The organism is Vibrio sp. 10N.222.55.A1 (genome assembly GCF_041473835.1).
Lineage (GTDB): Bacteria > Pseudomonadota > Gammaproteobacteria > Enterobacterales > Vibrionaceae > Vibrio > Vibrio crassostreae_C.
This window is the reverse complement of the sequence record NZ_JBFRSX010000034.1, coordinates 49,909-67,802: the sequence shown is the minus strand read 5'-3', so window position 1 is coordinate 67,802 and position 17,894 is coordinate 49,909. Positions and strand designations below refer to the sequence as shown.

The following is a 17,894-nucleotide window of genomic DNA, read 5'->3' as shown; positions in this document are numbered from 1 at the left end:
GAGTAGCGAGTAGCGAGTAAATTTTGAAGGGTTGGCGTTTAACGTCAATCCTTTTTTATTGCCTATAACACGGCGCTAGTAGAGATTCCCTACTCCTTCCTTCGTCAGTCTAGGGAATGACGGTTAAATATGAGTTTCGTCTGGTTTGTCATCCTCAAGAGTGAGGTACGAGCGAATTGGGGATCTCTTACCTGCTAAGCTCCAAATAACAGACACAAAAAAGCGGAGCCAAATGGCTCCGCTTTTATCGATAGAATGCAAAAAGAATTACTTCTTAGTAAGCTTCTCTTTAATACGAGCTGACTTACCAGAACGCTCACGTAGGTAGTACAACTTGGCACGACGTACTGCACCACGGCGTTTAACTTCGATGCTATCAACCATTGGAGAGTGAGTTTGGAACGCACGCTCTACGCCTTCACCGTTCGAGATCTTACGAACTGTGAATGCAGAGTGTAGACCACGGTTACGAATAGCGATTACAACGCCTTCGAAAGCCTGTAGACGCTCACGGTCACCTTCTTTTACCTTAACCTGAACTACAACAGTGTCACCTGGTGCGAATTTAGGAAGGTCTGATTTTAGTTGCTCTTCTTCAAGAGCCTTGATGATGTTGCTCATTTGTATAAATTCCTAGAATAAACTGATACTAAATTTAATAGGTTACTGCTTGCTTTTCGTTAAGAGCGTTGCTCTTTAATGAATTCAGCCAGTAATTGTTCCTGTTCGTCAGTCAGAGCTAGGTTTTCCAGGAGTTCTGGTCTTCTTAGCCAAGTTCGGCCCAACGATTGTTTTAATCGCCAGCGACGAATATCCTTATGGTTTCCAGACTTGAGTACCGATGGCACATCTTTATCGTCTAGCACCTCAGGGCGCGTATAATGGGGACAATCTAGCAAACCATTTGCAAAAGAATCTTCTTCTGCTGAAGCGAAATCTCCAAGTACACCCGGAACAAACCGAGATACTGAATCAATCAACGTCATGGCTGGCAGTTCGCCACCCGTCATCACAAAATCTCCAATCGACCATTCTTCGTCAACTTCAGATTGAATGATGCGCTCATCTACCCCTTCGTAGCGACCACAAATAAGAAGTAAATTCTCGTTTGTTGCCAGCTCTTCAACACCTTTCTGGTCGAGTTTACGACCTTGAGGTGAAAGATAGATAACTTTCGTCTTTCCCGGTGCTGCTTGCTTGGCCGTTGTGATAGCGTCGCGCAAAGGCTGAACCATCATTAACATGCCAGGACCACCACCGTAAGGTCTGTCATCAACAGTGCGATGTTTATCATGAGTGAAATCACGAGGATTCCATGTCTCAATAGATAAAAGACCTTTTTTAACCGCTTGACCTGTTACTCCAAAATCAGTAACAGAACGGAACATTTCAGGAAAAAGGCTAATAATGCCAACCCACATGTGTTCTCTCGCTCTGTAATTTGGAGTTAGAATCCAGGATCCCAGTCAACTTCGATCCGGCGAGCTTCGCGATCAACTTTCTTGATCACTTGCTCTTCAAGGTACGGTACTAACCGTTCCTTTTGGCCAAAAGCATCTTTAAGATTTGCTTTGATTACTAGAACATCGTTCGAGCCAGTTTCTAATAGGTCAGTGACCTCACCAAGGTCGTAACCTTTAGTGGTAAAAACTTGCATACCGAACAATTCGCGCCAGTAGAATTCATCTTCTGACAATTCAGGTAACGAAGCAGGGTCAATAGCAATTTCAAAGTTAGTCATCAGTTGCGCGTCTTCACGAACATCTAATCCCGCTAGCTTACATACATAACCTTGGCCATGACGTTTCCAGCTCTCAACTTTGTACTCAACCCACTTACCCTTTAGGTTTAAATACCAAGGGCTGTAATCAAATATGCTTTCAGCATTGTCTGTGTAGGAGAACACTTTGAGCCAGCCACGAATACCATAGGTAGACCCAAGTTTACCCATGACAATTCTATTGTTTTGCTCGCTCATAGTTTCTTTACCCTTCATCGACATAAGCTATTTCTCTTTAAAAAAGAATTAAGCCGCTTTTTGAGCGTCTTTAACTAGCTTAGCTACACGATCAGATAGAGATGCGCCTTGACCAACCCAGTGGTTAACACGATCTAGGTCTAGACGTAGACCTTCTTCTTGACCTTGAGCTGTAGGGTTAAAGAAACCTACTTTCTCGATGAAACGGCCAGTTGCAGCGTTACGGCTATCCGCAACTACGATTTGATAAAATGGGCGCTTCTTTGCACCGTGACGTGCCAAACGAATGGTTACCATGTCGTCCTCTTTGCTTTCTTAATAAAATAATTAACCCCAAGTATAAGTAAATAGCTTGGGGTCTCGTGCCAAATTAAAGCCCCGGAATTTTACTCTTATTCCGGTGCAATGCAAGGGCTTTAGCTATTTTTTCACCAACATAGCTGCCGTACACTTTCTGTGACACGGCTAACACTATGAAAAGTAACGTAGCTAAAGCTTACATTTGTAGATTATCGACCAAACGGGTTAAAGCCACCACCCATTCCGCCCATACCTCCACCGCCGCCCATCATGCCTTGCATGTTGCGCATCATGCCTTTCATGCCACCTTTCTGCATCTTCTTCATCATCTTCTGCATTTGGGTGAACTGCTTAAGCATACGGTTTACATCTTGTACCTGTGTACCAGAACCAGCGGCAATACGCTTTTTGCGAGAGCCTTTGATTAGGTCAGGGCGTTGACGCTCTTTCATGGTCATAGAGTTGATGATCGCTTCCATTTGCTTGAACATCTTGTCATCAACTTTATCTTTAACGTTATCTGGTAGCTGAGACATGCCTGGAAGCTTATCCATCATGCCCATCATGCCGCCCATGTTTTGCATCTGACCTAGTTGTTCACGGAAGTCTTCAAGGTCAAAGCCTTTCTTCTCTTTGAACTTCTTAGCCAGTTTCTCTGCTTTCTCGGTATCAACGTTTTTCTGTAGGTCTTCAATAAGAGACAGTACGTCGCCCATACCTAAGATACGAGAAGCAACACGATCTGGGTGGAACGGTTCTAGTGCGTCAGTCTTTTCACCAACACCCAAGAATTTAATCGGCTTGCCTGTGATATGACGAACAGACAGAGCAGCACCACCACGCGCATCACCATCAACTTTCGTCAAGATAACACCGGTTAGTGGTAGCGCATCACCAAAGGCTTTTGCAGTGTTCGCAGCATCTTGACCTGTCATTGCATCAACAACGAACAGTGTCTCTACTGGTTTAATTGCAGTATGAAGCTCTTTGATCTCGCCCATCATCTCTTCATCGATAGCCAAACGACCCGCAGTATCGACAAGTAGCACGTCGTAGAATTTCTTCTTCGCGTGGTCGATTGCAGCGTTTGCAATATCAAGAGGTTTTTGATCAGCTGAAGATGGGAAGAAGTCTACGCCAACATCGCTTGCTAACGTTTCAAGCTGTTTGATTGCCGCTGGACGGTAAACGTCGGCAGACACAACCAAGACTTTCTTCTTGTCACGCTCAGTTAGAAGCTTAGATAGCTTACCTACCGATGTGGTTTTACCCGCACCTTGTAGACCCGCCATTAAGATAACGGCTGGCGGCTGCGCTGCTAGGTTAAGAGCCTCGTTAGACTCACCCATCACCGCTTCAAGTTCAGCTTGAACGATCTTAATGAATTCTTGACCAGGCGTTAGAGATTTAGAAACCTCAACACCCACAGCGCCTTCTTTTACGCGCTTAACAAAATCGCGGACAACGGGCAGTGCAACGTCGGCTTCAAGTAGCGCCATACGTACTTCACGCAGCGTCTCTTTAATATTGTCTTCGGTCAGACGACCTTTACCGCTGATGTTCTTCAGCGTTTTGGATAGACGATCCGTTAAATTATCAAACATAGTTTTCTCTTCGCTCAAAACTGCGACTATTACTGTGAGTATACATTAGCGCGGATTAGAGTCATACCCGTTGTAGAGCGTTAATCATCCGTGCTTGTGATGTGAGACATTATTCACTTGGAATTGAATGAGGTTCGCCATAGCCCCAAAGAGCGATGCGAGGTATAATTCGCCAATTAGTAATCATTAAAATGGATACCATGGACAGTCTTATTGCGATCGCAGCAGCCTTTCTTTATACAATGGCGATTTCCACGATCATTCCAGGTCTCGTGCACCAAACAGGAATCCGTGTAAAAACGGTGTTTATCAGCGCATTACTTGCTCTAGCTTTCCATGCTTGGTTGCTTGGCGATTTGATTTTTAATGCCAGTGGCCAAAACCTCAGTATCTTGAACGTTGCTTCATTAATCAGTTTAATCATATCTGTGGTAATGAGCGGTGCAATGCTCAAAACCCGTCTGTGGTTTATCTTACCCGTCGTCTATAGCTTCGCTGCGCTGAACTTGATGGCTGCCACTTTTCTTCCAAGCACCTTCATCAAACATCTAGAGAATGACCCAAAACTGCTCGTGCACATCTCTTTGGCTCTATTCTCATACGCAACGTTAACTATCGGTGCGCTATACGCCCTGCAACTTGCGTGGCTAGATCACAAACTTAAAAAGAAAAAAGCCTTAGTGATAAACCCTAACCTACCTCCTTTAATGATGGTGGAAAGACAACTTTTCAAGATCATTTTGATTGGTAATGGCTTATTAACAGGTACCTTGTTAACGGGTCTCATCTTCGTGCAAGATATGTTTGCTCAAGGAAAGGCACACAAGGCTGTGTTGTCTTTTATCGCTTGGGTTATCTACTCCATCCTTCTGTGGGGTCACTATCAGAAAGGTTGGCGTGGACAGAAAGTCACTTGGTTCGCACTGGCCGGCGCCAGCATGCTCACATTAGCCTACTTCGGTAGCCGCTTCGTCCAGGAAATCATCCTGAACTAGTCTGTAAAATAAAGGCAAGGTCTCACATACCTTGCCTTTAAAATATTGAGTGCAATACATTCAATTGACATCTCGACCATGTTCGGTCATAAATTAATCAAGATACACAAATAGGAAAAGAATAGTTTTGGACGACATATCAACGGGTATCTTATTTGCGCTACTCGCGTGTCTCATTGTAATTTCTGGTTATTTCTCTGGTTCCGAAACGGGCATGATGTCCCTGAACCGCTACCGTTTAAAGCACTTGGCCAATACGGGTCATAAAGGTGCCAAACGTGTAGAAAAACTTCTGAACCGCCCAGACAGATTGATTGGCCTCATCCTCATCGGCAACAATCTCGTCAACATTCTTGCATCTGCGATCGCTACTATTCTTGGTATGCGCATCTACGGGGATATCGGTGTGGCTATCGCTACTGGTACCCTGACTCTCGTGATCCTCGTATTCGCCGAGGTAACCCCAAAGACTATCGCTTCTCTATTTCCTGAACGTGTCTCTTACGCCAGTAGCATCCTTTTGATGGTGCTGATGAAGGTACTGTCACCGTTGGTGATTTTAGTTAACTTCATTACCAATGGCTTCATTCGTATCTTAGGTGTCAAAGCCAGCCATGATGCAACCGACCACTTGAGCTCCGAAGAGCTTAGAACCGTGGTAAATGAAGCCGGTAGCTTAATCCCTCAACGTCACCAAGATATGTTGGTGTCTATTCTGGATTTAGAGCACGTCACCGTGAACGACATCATGGTGCCGCGTAATGAGATTACTGGTATCGACATCAATGACGACTGGAAATCGATCGTTCGTCAACTTACCCACTCGCCTCATGGTCGCGTAGTGCTGTACCGTGACCAAATAGATGAAGTGGTCGGCATGCTTAGGCTGCGTGAAGCTTACCGTCTGATGCTTGAAAAGAACGAATTCAATAAAGAAACCCTGTTGCGTGCCGCGGATGAGATCTACTTTATTCCTGAAGCGACACCACTCAATATTCAACTGCTTAAGTTTCAACGCAATAAGCAGCGCATCGGTTTGATTGTTGATGAGTATGGCGACATCAATGGTTTGGTTACATTAGAAGATATTCTAGAAGAGATCGTAGGTGAGTTTACCACCTCAATCACCCCAAGCTTATCTGAAGAGATTACTCCGCAAAGCGATGGCAGCTTCTTGATTGAAGGCAGTGCCAATATCCGAGATATCAACAAAGGCTTACAGTGGGCACTGCCTACCGATGGCCCAAGAACGCTGAATGGTTTGATACTGGAACACCTTGAAGATATTCCAGAGAGTCACCTCAGTGTTCAGGTAGCCAGCCACCCAATGGAAATTGTTGAGCTTGAAGAGAACCGCATCAAACTGGTTCGCGTGTTCCCACAGATCGTGAACGGCTAACTGAGTTATCACTGAATCTCTGTCTCGCCCTAAAATACGTTGACGAAAAAGGCCCGGTTCATTGAACCGGGCCTTTTAGTATCTAACTCGCCCTATCTAGGGTAGCTATCAATGACTAGTCGATCTTAAGCTCTTGCAGCATAGACTCTGGCAGTGCCAGTTCATCATTCTTGTTTACAGAGATGCCTGCAGCGATGATCGCATTCGCGATCTCTTTCGCTTCATCCAAAGAGTGCATTGCCGCGGTACCACATTGGTATTCGTTCAGCTCAGGGATCTTATTCTGGTTCTCAACTTTCAGTACGTCTTGCATCGCTGCCAACCAACCGTCAGCCACTTGTTGTTCTGTAGGCGTACCAATCAGGCTCATGTAGAAACCAGTGCGACAGCCCATCGGTGAGATATCGATGATCTCTACATCTGAACCGTTCAATTGATTACGCATGAAACCAGCATATAGGTGCTCTAGAGTATGGATACCTTTCTCAGATAGGATGTCTTTGTTTGGCGCAGTAAAACGCAGGTCAAACACAGTGATGGTATCCCCTTTTGGGGTTTGCATTGTTTTAGCAACACGAACGGCAGGTGCGTTCATGCGTGTGTGATCAACAGTGAAACTATCTAATAAAGGCATTGCTCTTCTCCATGACGGCTGGCTTTAGAAAAACCAGCTTCGATTGTCTTCTAGTTCTTTGCGGCACTGTTTCAGCTGCCATCCATAATCTTTTGCTTGCTGTTCGACTTTGCGCGCCACCTTAATTAGCGATGGCTTGCTGTTGTATGACTTGCGCTTATAACCACCACGGCCTTCATGATAAGCCAGGTATTGGTTATATGGGTCCCATAGTGAGATGCCCAATTGACGACGCGTCTCGCTGGTATACCAACCGATGAACATCAATGCATCATCAAAGTTGGTTCTTGAACCACCGTTATTGGTCGCCTTTTGGAAGTCTTCCCAAGCAGGATCTTGAGCTTGTGCATAACCGTAGGCACTGCTTACACGCCCCCACGGTATAAAGCCAAGAATGTAATCTTTAGGTGGGCGCGCATCATGACGATAGCTACTCTCTTGTTTCACAAAAGCCATCGCAACGTTAATCGGCGTTCCCCATTCTTCTTGCATATCCAAGGCATCTTCATACCATGAAGGGTGCTCTCGAAAGATGCTACACAAATTATCTTGCTGCTTTGGCGGTGGCGTTGCACATCCAACCAACAGGCTAGAGACAACACCAACAGTCACTACAGGTAACCATTTACTACTCACTCGAGTAGGCTGACCTAATAAGGCTTGCTTCCTTTCCACCAAAGTCTCGCTATGCTTTTAAATACGAAAAATAATCCGCTAAGAAGCTATCAAAATCTTGAGTGCTTGCTTCTTCACTTTGTTGCTGAGCAATCACAGAACGTTGAACTTCTGCTTCCATCAACTCAGCTGAATATACTTTGTATTGGTGCGCTTTGTGTTGCTGAGCGTACGTTTTACCTAACGCGCAACCCACTTTACCTAAGCCGCCCAATTTTTTGGTCTCTTCTAGCAACTGGCCAGAAATAGTTAGCTCAGGGTTATCAATCCAAGCCTCAAGCGTATCGCATGTTTCTTGGTATGCACGACCACCTTGTTCAGCGTCCATCATCTCGGCAATAGAGCGCAGATCTTTGAAGACACGCTTCGCCCAATCTTGCAGAGACAATCGCTCACCATGACAACCGATTTGCAGCTCTAGACCAACCTGACGACCTTGTAGGATCACCTTGTTCCAGTTATCGCGCCAGCATTCAAGCTCGCAGTTATCCATCTCAGCAGAGTCCGTTAGCACACTCCACGTTAGGAATAAGTCTAGGAAACGAACCTGCTGCTCATTGATACCAATTGAGCTGAATGGGTTTACATCTAAAGAACGAACCTCAATGTACTCAACACCACCGCGTGCCAATGCTTCAGATGGTTTCTCACCACTCTTCGCCACACGCTTAGGGCGGATTGGAGCGTAAAGCTCATTTTCAATTTGCAGTACGTTGCTATTCAACTGACGGTATTCACCATCAACCTTAGTGCCAATCTCGGCAAATTCTTCTGATGGTGTGCGAATCGCTTGATTCAAACCTTCAAGGTATTGGTCTAGGCTGTTGAAACCAATCTTCAACACACTTTGCGCACTGTTCGTGTAGCCAAGGTCGCTCAGGCGCAGTGCCGTTGCTTTTGGCAGATACAGTGTCTCGCCAATCTTTTCAAAAGGCAGGTTTGTCTCTCTTCCTTTGATGAAAGAAGAACATAGCGCAGGTGAAGCACCGAAGAAGTATGGGATTAACCAACCAAAGCGGTAGTAGTTACGAATCAAACCAAAGTAAGCATCTGACTTAGATTCACAACGCGCTTCTTCAGTTTGCTCTCCAAACAGGCTATCCCAAAAGCTTTCTGGGAAAGAGAAGTTGAAGTGAACACCAGAGATAATCTGCATCAGGCTACCGTAACGACGTTTTAGGCCTTCACGATATAGGGTCTTCATCTTACCGTTATTCGAGGTGCCGTATTGCGCTAGCTGAATGTAATCTTCACTGCCAACGTAACAAGGCATAGAAAGCGGCCATAGTTTTTCGCCGTCTAACTTGGTTTGCGTGAAGTGGTGGATATCAGACAACTGATTCAAAAGCGTCGGAACGTCGTTAGAAACAGGCGTGATAAATTCCAGTAGCGACTCAGAGAAATCGGTCGTTACCCATTCGTTCATCAACGCAGATCCCAAAGCCTCAGGGTGCGGCCCAGTAGCAAGGTGCCCATCTTCCGTGTAGCGTAATGTTTCCCTTTCAACACCACGACCAAATTGAGAGAAGGTCTTAGGGTTGGTTGCAACTTGCTTTAGTCGCGCAGCAAAATCAGTCAAAATTCAGTTCACTTATCTTATATTGTTCTGATTAGAACTATCATAAATTAGGTTGGAGGAGAAAAGTAGAGTCTCTTCCCTCCCCCTTTAATGTGTACTCTAACGAATGATTTCAAGCTCTTCTATTGGAATATCTAACTTTTCTAATTGCGGGCGAAGCGAAGTCGCGTCACCAACAACGATTATTTGATAATCATTCGGGTCAAACCATTTCTTAGATAGCTCGTTTAAGGTCTCTTTTGAAACCGTTTCAACTATCTGATTACGCTGTTGTAGGTAATCTTCATCAAGGCTCAATGCAACAATATTACTCAACAACCCCGCCTTTTGACTTGGCGTTTCGTATTTAAGTGCATCTTGTTGACCGACGGCAAGGCGCATAAATTTCACCTCTTCGTCAGTTAATCCACTTTGGCTAAACTCATTCAGCTCATTAATAAACTCTTGAATCGATGGAACCGTCGCATTCGCCCTTACCTGCGCGCTAAATACCACTGCGCCAGTTTCACGAGTACTTGCGAAGTAACCGCTTGCACCGTAAGTGTAGGCTTTGTCTTCACGTAGGTTCTGGTTGATACGGCTATTGAAGTTGCCCGCTAAGTTAAAGTTAGCTAACTGGCTCAAATACAATTCGCCCGTCGCATCAAACGGCAGGCCCTTACGAACCAAGCGAACAATGCTTTGCGGCGCACCCGGTTTATCAACTAAGTACAGGTGCTGACCAGAAAGCTCTTTAACGATCTGTGGACGCGTTAATGGTGCCGCATCGCCTTGCCACTCTTCAAAGAATTGTAGCTGTTTCCCTACCTCTTTCTTCGAGATGTCTCCCACCACAACAATATTGGCACCTTCTGGTGTGTAATGTTGCGCATAGAATTTTTTCACATCGTCTAAGGTCAATTTCGATAGAGATTCCTTAGTACCATCACTTGCACGAGCAAAAACAGTGTCACCAAACAGCACTTCACGGGTTGCTTGAGAAGCCATCCAGCTTGGCTGCTGATGCTGATACACAACGCCTTCTAGCATCTGTTTCTTAACGCGCTCAAAATCTTGCTCATCGAACTTAGGATCGAATAGAACCTCTTGCACAATCGCTAAGGTTTGAGGCAAGTTTTTCTCTAGCGTCGAGACTGAAATATCTGTGGTGTAGCTGCCCGCACTAATGCTCACGCTGCTACCAAGTTTATCTAAGGTCGCTTGTAACTCTTCAACGGTTCGTTTAGTTGAGCCTTCTTCCATCATCGAAGCCGTTAGGTTCGCTAGGCCTTCTTGCCCTTTGCGAACATAGCGTTCGCCTGCAGGCAATTGAATTTGCAGCTGTACTGTCGGCGTTTCACTGGTCACGGTACCAATTAAGTCAGTGCCATTTGCAAAGTGCATGCGGTACAACTCAGGCATGGTCGCCTCAACACCAAAGTTCACTTCTGGCATCACACTGCGATCAAAGGTATCCGGTGCCTTTCTGAAATCCAGTTGATCTTCCGTCACCTTGCTGTATTCCGGCAACGTACGTGGTGGCGTGGTAAAGGTCGCTTCACGAACCGCCAAATCGAGCTTTTTCTTAGGAACCACACTCAAGGTAACCTTGTGCTTACCTTCGATGAAATCTTGGTATGCCTTGCTCACGCTCTCAGGCGTCACCGCTCGGATTTGATCGAGTTGTGATTCAATGCGATCAGGCTGACCATAGAAGGTTTGGTTCGACGCGAGTTGCGACACCTTACCTTTAACGCTTTGCAATGCAAAAACAGCATTCGCTTCGGCCATGCCAGTGATCTGGTCTAAACGCTCTTGCTCAACGCCCTCTTTCGAGAATTGCTCCAGGGTATCCATCAGCTCTTTATTGAGAACCGTCAAATCGCCTTTTTCACCTGAGTTGCCCATTGCATACACGTACATGGTACACGCCAACTCAGCACAATCATGGAAAGAGCCAGCGCTGACGGCCTTCTGCGTTTTTACGAGGTTTTGATATAGGTAACTGTTGGTACCTGAACCTAACACGTTAGACAATGCATTCAGTGAAGCTTGCGTCTCTTCACCGCGATACGTTGTTGGCCACCCCACCAGCACCATCGGCTGACGAATATTGTCTTCTAAGGTGATGTATTTATCTTCTGTTAGAACAGCAGGTTGCTTCTCTGCCGCCTTCACTTCAGGGCCTTGAGGAATTGAACCAAAGTACTTGTTAACCCATTCTAGCGTGTCATCAACGTCGATATCACCACCAATCGTTAACACGGCATTGTTTGGGCCGTACCAACGCAGGAAGAACGCTTTAAGATCATTCACGTCAACACGGTCAAGATCTTCAACATAGCCGATTGGTTGCCAAGAGTAAGGGTGACCTTCAGGGTAAAGCGCTTCGCCCATGCGTTCCCACATCAAGCCGTAAGGACGATTTTCGTAGCTCTGCGCTCGCTCGTTCTTGACCGTGCCTCTTTGAACCTCAAATTTCTTCTGAGAAACAGCATCCAACAAGAAGCCCATTCGGTCTGATTCTAACCACAACATTTTCTCAAGTTGGTTAGAAGGAACAGTTTCAAAATAGTTGGTGCGGTCACGGTTGGTCGTGCCGTTTAACGAACCACCCGCTTCGGTAATGATCTTAAAGTGCTGTTGGTCACCAACGTTCTCAGAACCCTGGAACATCATGTGCTCAAAGAAGTGAGCAAAGCCCGACTTGCCAATCTCTTCACGTGCTGAGCCGACATGATAAGTTACATCAACATGCACCAACGGATCGGAATCATCAGGGGAAAGAATAACTGTCAGACCGTTTTCAAGCTGATACTTGGTGTAAGGAATCACCACTTTATCTTTAGAGTGCTTAACCTCTTCTAACAGAGTGACACCTTCAGGTAACGAGGAAAAGAAGGGCGTTGAGCTAGGTACATTGTAAGAACAGCCAGCAATGGCGATAAGAGAAAATGTACCAAGTAAAACCTTTTTCATAGGTTCTCCTTAGAAAAAACCGAAGTAGATAGCAGCAAGTAAGCTATAGCGAGCGGCTTTGCCAATCGCTATCAAAATAACGCTAGGGATGAATTTCATTCTTAGCCAACCCGCCGCTAGACACAAAGGGTCACCAATGATCGGTAACCAACTAAATAACAGTGTCCAGTAGCCATAACGACTCAGCCAAGCCATAGCCTTATGACCATGCTTTTCAGATTGAGTTCGATTAGGCAACCACAAACCAATCCAATAGTTAGTCAGGCCGCCTAAGGTATTGCCTAATGTTGCCACCAGAATGATCGATGAAGTTGAAAACTGATCTAAGCTCAATGCAGCCACAAGGCTAGCTTCTGAACCACCGGGTAGTAACGTGGCACTCAAGAATCCACTAATGAAGAGTACCCATAGCGCTGAGTCCGAGAACCACAGCGCGATATTTTCAAAAAGCGAGTTAAAAAATTCTAACACTGCCTATCAACTTTCTTGCATTTTAAGTAGCACCTTGCCTCTGGTGTGTCCGGTTTCAACCTGCAGATGAGCCGACTGCGCCTCGTCTAACTGGTAGATACCTTGAATTTCTGTTTTGAGCAATCCGACACTGACCATGTAAAGCATGGTGTCCATTTGCTCAGGGGTTGGTTCAACCAGCATGCCTGATGCAGTAAAACCTAATAGTGTTGCTTTCTCACAGATAAGTTCTGCAGATAGAGTCGGCACAGTCACGACTCGCGCGCCATCTTTTAGGCACTTCAATGCATCAAGCGCGGTATCGCCACCGACCAAATCAATCAGCACATCGACATCTGATACTCTTTCTGATGCTGGCGCAAACTTATAGTTAATCGCGTGAGCACCTAGCGTCGCAAGGTAATCAAGATTGGCTTCGCTGCAGGTTGTGTAAACCTCAGCTTTTGCTGCCACTGCAATTTGAACCGCAAGGTGACCAACGCCGCCCGCGCCCGCTAAAATAAGCACGCGGTCGCCTTCTTTCACTTCGGCTTTGTTGAGCGCTTGTGCCGCGGTTTGACTCGCGAGTGGTAATGCAGCTGCCGCTTCTAAAGTGACAGAATCAGGAACCATACTTAGTGCCGCTTCTGGAACACACACATATTGGCTGTAACCGCCACCTTGCAGTGGAAAACCAATAAAGCCAGCCACGTTATCACCAACAGTAAAGCGTTCAGCCTGTTCGCCTAGCGTGACAATTTTCCCTGAAATATCGTAGCCAGGTACCCAAGGCAGGTTATCTTTGTTTTGTGCTGCCGCCCAACCAAGGCCCGCTCGGGTTTTGACATCAATCGGATTAATGCCTGAAAAGGAAACTTTAACCACCACTTCTCCAGCCTTAGGCTCAGGGATCGCACTGGTTTGAATACTTAGGTTTTCGACGCCGCCGAATTGAGTAATCGCAATCTGTTTATTTTCCATTTCCACATTTCCTTGATTGATAAAAGCCCTAGTGAGCAAGCACCCTAATTAATAAAAAGAAAGGGATGCGAAAGCATCCCTTTGACTATAAACCATTTAATAAGGCGAAGTTAACCGCTCATTCGTAAATTGACGACCAATTAACGTAACGATACATGACCCAGCAAATCCACTAGCCCACGAGAGCTAATAGAATACCCGCCGCAACCGCACTACCAAGTACACCGGCTACGTTCGGGCCCATTGCATGCATCAACAAGAAGTTCTGAGGGTTTGCCTCAAGACCAACCTTGTTCACAACACGTGCCGCCATTGGAACCGCTGATACGCCAGCTGCGCCAATCAGTGGGTTGATGTCCTCTTTCGAGAATCGGTTCAACACCTTAGCCATCAATACACCACCCGCCGTACCGATACTGAACGCGACCGCACCCAAACCTAGAATACCCAGTGTTTCTAAGTTCAAGAACGTATCCGCTTGAAGCTTAGAACCAACCCCTAGACCTAGGAAAATAGTTACAACGTTAATCAGTTCGTTTTGAGCTGTTTTTGAAAGGCGATCAACCACACCCGCTTCACGCATTAAGTTACCCAAACAGAACATACCAACTAGAGGTGTTGCTGAAGGTAGGAACAAAATCGTCATCAGTAGTACAGCAAGCGGGAAAAGAATCTTCTCGGCTTTGCTAACGTGACGAAGTTGAGCCATCTTAATTTTGCGCTCTTCAGGAGACGTTAACGCTTTCATGATTGGTGGCTGAATGATCGGAACCAAAGCCATGTAGCTATAAGCCGCTACTGCAATGGCACCTAAAAGATCCGGAGATAACTTACTCGCCAAGAAGATCGCAGTTGGGCCATCGGCACCACCAATGATCGCAATTGACGAAGCATCGGCCATCGAGAACTCCATTCCTGGAAGGTAGTTCAGCAAGATCGCGCCAAATAGCGTCGCGAAGATACCAAACTGAGCCGCAGCCCCTAGCCACAACGTTTTAGGGTTCGCAATCAACGCACCGAAGTCCGTCATCGCACCAACACCCATAAAGATCAGCAGTGGGAAAATACCTGTCTCAATACCAATGTAGTAGACGTAGTAGAGCAAACCACCTGGATCAGTAAACCCAGCATTTGGAATGTTTGCTAATACAGCACCAAAGCCAATAGGCAGTAGAAGTAACGGTTCAAATCCTTTACGAATTGCCAAAAACAACAGTAAGCAACCAACCAGCATCATACAGATCTGGCCGAACTCAAAGTTCGCAATCCCTGTTTCAGACCATAAGGTCATCAATCCTTCCATGGTACTCCCTTACGCTAAGCTTAGTAGTGGAGCGCCTACAGTAACTGCATCGCCTTCTTTAACATTCAATTCTTGAACGATACCACCACGAGCAGCACGAACTTCCGTTTCCATCTTCATCGCTTCTAGGATTAGTAGAACGTCGCCTTCAGAAACCTCAGTACCCGCCTGAACGTTTACTTTAAAGATGTTACCCGCCAATGGAGCTGGAACCGCTTCAGCGTCAGACGCTGCTACTGGTGCAGCCTGAGCAGGTTTTGCAGATGGCGCCACCGATGTCAGTTCACCTTGTGGGCCAACTTCAACATCGTAAACTTGACCATCAACCTTCACGCTGTAGCTTTCAATACCACCAGAAGCTTGTACAGGAGCTGCAGCAACTGGAGCCGCAACTTCTAGCGTTGGTGCAGGTTCAAATGCTTCAGGATTACGACGGTTCTTAAGGAACTTAAGACCCACTTGTGGGAAGAGCGCGTAAGTCAGTACATCATCAACCGTATCTTCAGCTAGAGAGATACCCTCTGATTTCGCTTTCTCTAACAGATCCGTCGTTAACGTATCCATTTCAGACTTAAGTAAATCAGCAGGACGACAAGTAATCGGCTCTGCACCGTCTAGAACTTTCGCTTGCAGTTCAGCATCCACTTCAGCAGGAGCTTGACCGTATTCACCTTTCAGTAGACCAGCAGTCTCTTTCGTGATGCTCTTATAGCGTTCGCCCGTTAAGACGTTAATAACCGCTTGAGTACCGACAATCTGAGAAGTTGGTGTTACTAAAGGAATGTAACCAAGCTCTTTACGTACGCGTGGGATCTCTTCTAGAACTTCATCCATGCGATCGGCGGCGCCTTGCTCTTTAAGCTGGCCTTCCATGTTAGTTAACATTCCGCCAGGAACTTGAGCGATTAAGATGCGAGAATCGACACCTTTTAGCTGACCTTCCCATTTCGCGTACTTTTTACGTACATCACGGAAGTAAGCCGCGATGGGTTCGATTTGGTCTAGTTTAAGATTCGTGTCGCGCTCTGTACCTTCTAACATCGCAACAACCGTTTCGGTTGGCGTATGACCGTAAGTACAGCTCATTGAAGAAATAGCGGTATCTAGAATGTCGATACCCGCTTCAACGGCTTTAACCGCTGTTGCAGTCGATAGACCAGTTGTCGCGTGGCTATGCAGTGCTAGAGGAACGTCACACGATGCTTTGATACGTGTAATCAGCTCTTCTGCTTCATACGGCTTTAATAAACCTGACATATCTTTGATACATAGTGAGTGACAACCTAGGTCCTCTAGGCGTTTGGCCAAATCAACCCAAGTATCTGAGTTGTGAACCGGACTGGTTGTGTAAGACAACGTACCTTGAGCGTGGCCACCAACGTCGATCGTTGCTTTCACTGCTTTTTCAAAGTTACGTACGTCATTCATCGCATCAAAGATACGGAATACGTCCATGCCGTTTTTATGGGCACGTTCAACAAATTTTTCTACTACATCATCCGCGTAGTGACGGTAACCCAACAGGTTTTGACCACGCAGTAGCATCTGCATTGGTGTGTTTGGCATCGCTTTTTTAAGTTCACGTAAACGCTCCCATGGATCTTCTCCAAGAAAACGGATACACGAATCAAATGTCGCGCCGCCCCAAGTCTCTAGAGACCAGTAACCGACTTTATCCAGTTCTGCCGCAATTGGCAGCATATCTTCGATACGCATACGAGTAGCAAATAGTGACTGGTGCGCGTCACGAAGTACCACATCTGTGATAGCTAGTGGTTTAGACATGCTCATAAACTCCTTTTTAATCCTTTAAATGCTACTTAGCAGTAGACGCACGGTATTGATGAACCGCGGCCGAAATTGCTGCCACTACCTGTGGACTAACAGCTGAAGGGTTTGATTGTGATTTTTGAATTTTTTTAGGTGCTGCGATCGGCTCTGGTACTTCTTCTGGTACCAGTTTTGACATCAACCGAACGAGGTAAACTAGAATAGTTAGGAAAATAAAGACAACGGACATCCCCGTTATCATTAGAGTCGCCGCATCTCCTAGCAGGCTTCCAATATTAGTCATGTTGCTTCCTTTCTTCGTCATCCTGACATACGTACAGGATTTCAGCGAATAGTGATCCCGACCCATGGATTATCTCGATTGGTAAAAGTTTGTCAATTTTGTTTAAGGTTCTGTTACGGATAACGCACACATAAGGTTAATTATTCGCCTATCAGATCACATAAATCTGTCAAATACGTCATTTTTAGATATTTAAACTGTGACTTAAACGGGGCTTTTCTGGGAATTGATATGAGAAAGGTGGAATAACAAAGAAGCAATCAAGAACTACTTTAAATACAACAAGTTAAACAACGAACAAATTTAACATTGTCGCAACAAATTTGCAGCAGACATAAAAAAAGCCTCGTATAAACGAGGCTTTTTCTAATAATGTGGCGCGCTCTGGAGGATTCGAACCTCCGACCGCCTGGTTCGTAGCCAGGTACTCTATCCAGCTGAGCTAAGAGCGCACGGTTTTAATATCAATTCATTGTTACTAACAACAGATCAATATAAGGATTTCATTCTTATAAGAAAAAAGCCCTAAATAGTGGCGCGTCCTGGAGGATTCGAACCTCCGACCGCCTGGTTCGTAGCCAGGTACTCTATCCAGCTGAGCTAAGGACGCACGGTTTTCGATATCAGTATTTCCAATATCAGGAGTTCACAAGGAAACCCTAAAGAGTGGCGCGTCCTGGAGGATTCGAACCTCCGACCGCCTGGTTCGTAGCCAGGTACTCTATCCAGCTGAGCTAAGGACGCGCAGTTTTCGATATCGGTATTCCCAATATCAGGGGTTCATAAAAGAAACCCTAAATAGTGGCGCGCTCTGGAGGATTCGAACCTCCGACCGCCTGGTTCGTAGCCAGGTACTCTATCCAGCTGAGCTAAGAGCGCACGGTTTTAGTATCAATTCGTTGTAAACAACAACTCAATACAAGGATTTCTGTTCTTATAAGAAAGAAGCCCTAAATAGTGGCGC

At 45.8% G+C, this 17,894-nt stretch carries 16 protein-coding genes and 4 tRNA genes; 2 read left to right on the top strand and 18 right to left on the bottom strand.

Translation table 11 applies throughout. From position 1 onward, the window contains the following. Window positions 1-267 precede the first annotated feature (267 nt). The 5 genes from rplS to ffh all read right to left on the bottom strand — a co-directional run bounded on the left by rplS (window position 268) and on the right by ffh (window position 3,882). On the bottom strand, window positions 268-621 hold the full coding sequence (rplS, locus tag AB4493_RS10920) for a 50S ribosomal protein L19 (protein WP_004735514.1): 354 nt from the start codon (window positions 619-621) through the stop codon (window positions 268-270). A gap of 59 nt (window positions 622-680) precedes the next feature. Beyond that, complete coding sequence (gene trmD, locus AB4493_RS10915; RefSeq protein ID WP_017061056.1) at window positions 681-1,421, bottom strand: tRNA (guanosine(37)-N1)-methyltransferase TrmD; 741 nt, start codon at window positions 1,419-1,421, stop codon at window positions 681-683. A 26-nt stretch (window positions 1,422-1,447) separates the two neighbouring features. Next, window positions 1,448-2,002 (bottom strand): ribosome maturation factor RimM, encoded by a 555-nt coding sequence (rimM, locus tag AB4493_RS10910; protein ID WP_017063236.1) that lies wholly within the window; start codon window positions 2,000-2,002, stop codon window positions 1,448-1,450. Window positions 2,003-2,026: 24 nt separating this feature from the next. After that, complete coding sequence (rpsP, locus tag AB4493_RS10905; RefSeq protein ID WP_004410028.1) at window positions 2,027-2,275, bottom strand: 30S ribosomal protein S16; 249 nt, start codon at window positions 2,273-2,275, stop codon at window positions 2,027-2,029. A gap of 212 nt (window positions 2,276-2,487) precedes the next feature. Next, window positions 2,488-3,882 carry a signal recognition particle protein gene (gene ffh, locus AB4493_RS10900; protein WP_010435884.1) on the bottom strand — a complete coding sequence of 465 codons (1,395 nt, stop codon included), beginning with the start codon at window positions 3,880-3,882 and terminating at the stop codon, window positions 2,488-2,490. A gap of 200 nt (window positions 3,883-4,082) precedes the next feature. Between ffh and AB4493_RS10895 the strand changes: the two genes are divergently transcribed. Both AB4493_RS10895 and AB4493_RS10890 read left to right on the top strand, forming a co-directional pair. Next, window positions 4,083-4,877: an inner membrane protein YpjD gene (locus AB4493_RS10895; RefSeq protein WP_019825854.1), complete on the top strand. Its 795-nt coding sequence runs from the start codon at window positions 4,083-4,085 to the stop codon at window positions 4,875-4,877. Between the two features lie 127 nt (window positions 4,878-5,004). Next, window positions 5,005-6,276 (top strand): HlyC/CorC family transporter, encoded by a 1,272-nt coding sequence (locus AB4493_RS10890; protein ID WP_017068872.1) that lies wholly within the window; start codon window positions 5,005-5,007, stop codon window positions 6,274-6,276. A gap of 115 nt (window positions 6,277-6,391) precedes the next feature. Here the strand turns inward: AB4493_RS10890 and luxS are convergent, their stop codons facing one another. The 13 genes from luxS to AB4493_RS10825 form a co-directional block, all read right to left on the bottom strand. Continuing rightward, window positions 6,392-6,910 carry an S-ribosylhomocysteine lyase gene (gene luxS / locus AB4493_RS10885; protein ID WP_017056597.1) on the bottom strand — a complete coding sequence of 173 codons (519 nt, stop codon included), beginning with the start codon at window positions 6,908-6,910 and terminating at the stop codon, window positions 6,392-6,394. 24 nt (window positions 6,911-6,934) lie between these two features. Continuing rightward, window positions 6,935-7,585 (bottom strand): hypothetical protein, encoded by a 651-nt coding sequence (locus tag AB4493_RS10880; RefSeq protein WP_017629422.1) that lies wholly within the window; start codon window positions 7,583-7,585, stop codon window positions 6,935-6,937. Between the two features lie 10 nt (window positions 7,586-7,595). After that, window positions 7,596-9,164, bottom strand: coding sequence for a glutamate--cysteine ligase (gene gshA / locus AB4493_RS10875; RefSeq protein WP_017063229.1), 1,569 nt, complete (start codon window positions 9,162-9,164; stop codon window positions 7,596-7,598). 99 nt (window positions 9,165-9,263) lie between these two features. Further along, entirely contained in the window at window positions 9,264-12,122 is a 2,859-nt protein-coding gene (locus tag AB4493_RS10870) for a M16 family metallopeptidase (protein ID WP_372154970.1), read from the bottom strand. Window positions 12,123-12,131: 9 nt separating this feature from the next. After that, complete coding sequence (locus AB4493_RS10865; RefSeq protein ID WP_017059555.1) at window positions 12,132-12,593, bottom strand: YqaA family protein; 462 nt, start codon at window positions 12,591-12,593, stop codon at window positions 12,132-12,134. 6 nt (window positions 12,594-12,599) lie between these two features. After that, window positions 12,600-13,553 carry an NADP-dependent oxidoreductase gene (locus tag AB4493_RS10860; protein WP_372154968.1) on the bottom strand — a complete coding sequence of 318 codons (954 nt, stop codon included), beginning with the start codon at window positions 13,551-13,553 and terminating at the stop codon, window positions 12,600-12,602. A 172-nt stretch (window positions 13,554-13,725) separates the two neighbouring features. Next, complete coding sequence (locus tag AB4493_RS10855; RefSeq protein ID WP_029236403.1) at window positions 13,726-14,856, bottom strand: sodium ion-translocating decarboxylase subunit beta; 1,131 nt, start codon at window positions 14,854-14,856, stop codon at window positions 13,726-13,728. A gap of 9 nt (window positions 14,857-14,865) precedes the next feature. Continuing rightward, window positions 14,866-16,641 (bottom strand): sodium-extruding oxaloacetate decarboxylase subunit alpha, encoded by a 1,776-nt coding sequence (gene oadA, locus AB4493_RS10850; protein WP_017059560.1) that lies wholly within the window; start codon window positions 16,639-16,641, stop codon window positions 14,866-14,868. 31 nt (window positions 16,642-16,672) lie between these two features. Next, on the bottom strand, window positions 16,673-16,930 hold the full coding sequence (locus tag AB4493_RS10845) for an oxaloacetate decarboxylase subunit gamma (RefSeq protein WP_004741884.1): 258 nt from the start codon (window positions 16,928-16,930) through the stop codon (window positions 16,673-16,675). 375 nt (window positions 16,931-17,305) lie between these two features. Continuing rightward, a tRNA-Arg gene (locus AB4493_RS10840) sits at window positions 17,306-17,382 on the bottom strand. Window positions 17,383-17,463: 81 nt separating this feature from the next. Next, window positions 17,464-17,540: transfer RNA gene (locus AB4493_RS10835), tRNA-Arg, on the bottom strand. Window positions 17,541-17,597: 57 nt separating this feature from the next. Next, window positions 17,598-17,674 (bottom strand) — tRNA-Arg (locus AB4493_RS10830). Window positions 17,675-17,732: 58 nt separating this feature from the next. After that, a tRNA-Arg gene (locus AB4493_RS10825) sits at window positions 17,733-17,809 on the bottom strand. Between the last annotated feature and the right edge of the window lie 85 nt (window positions 17,810-17,894).

Coding starts and splice junctions, on each gene's coding strand:
- rplS (WP_004735514.1), bottom strand. CDS start 621: ATGAGCAACATCATCAAGGCTCTTGAAGAAGAGCAACTAAAATCAGAC.
- trmD (WP_017061056.1), bottom strand. CDS start 1,421: ATGTGGGTTGGCATTATTAGCCTTTTTCCTGAAATGTTCCGTTCTGTT.
- rimM (WP_017063236.1), bottom strand. CDS start 2,002: ATGTCGATGAAGGGTAAAGAAACTATGAGCGAGCAAAACAATAGAATT.
- rpsP (WP_004410028.1), bottom strand. CDS start 2,275: ATGGTAACCATTCGTTTGGCACGTCACGGTGCAAAGAAGCGCCCATTT.
- ffh (WP_010435884.1), bottom strand. CDS start 3,882: ATGTTTGATAATTTAACGGATCGTCTATCCAAAACGCTGAAGAACATC.
- AB4493_RS10895 (WP_019825854.1), top strand. CDS start 4,083: ATGGACAGTCTTATTGCGATCGCAGCAGCCTTTCTTTATACAATGGCG.
- luxS (WP_017056597.1), bottom strand. CDS start 6,910: ATGCCTTTATTAGATAGTTTCACTGTTGATCACACACGCATGAACGCA.
- AB4493_RS10870 (WP_372154970.1), bottom strand. CDS start 12,122: ATGAAAAAGGTTTTACTTGGTACATTTTCTCTTATCGCCATTGCTGGC.
- AB4493_RS10860 (WP_372154968.1), bottom strand. CDS start 13,553: ATGGAAAATAAACAGATTGCGATTACTCAATTCGGCGGCGTCGAAAAC.
- AB4493_RS10855 (WP_029236403.1), bottom strand. CDS start 14,856: ATGGAAGGATTGATGACCTTATGGTCTGAAACAGGGATTGCGAACTTT.
- oadA (WP_017059560.1), bottom strand. CDS start 16,641: ATGTCTAAACCACTAGCTATCACAGATGTGGTACTTCGTGACGCGCAC.
- AB4493_RS10845 (WP_004741884.1), bottom strand. CDS start 16,930: ATGACTAATATTGGAAGCCTGCTAGGAGATGCGGCGACTCTAATGATA.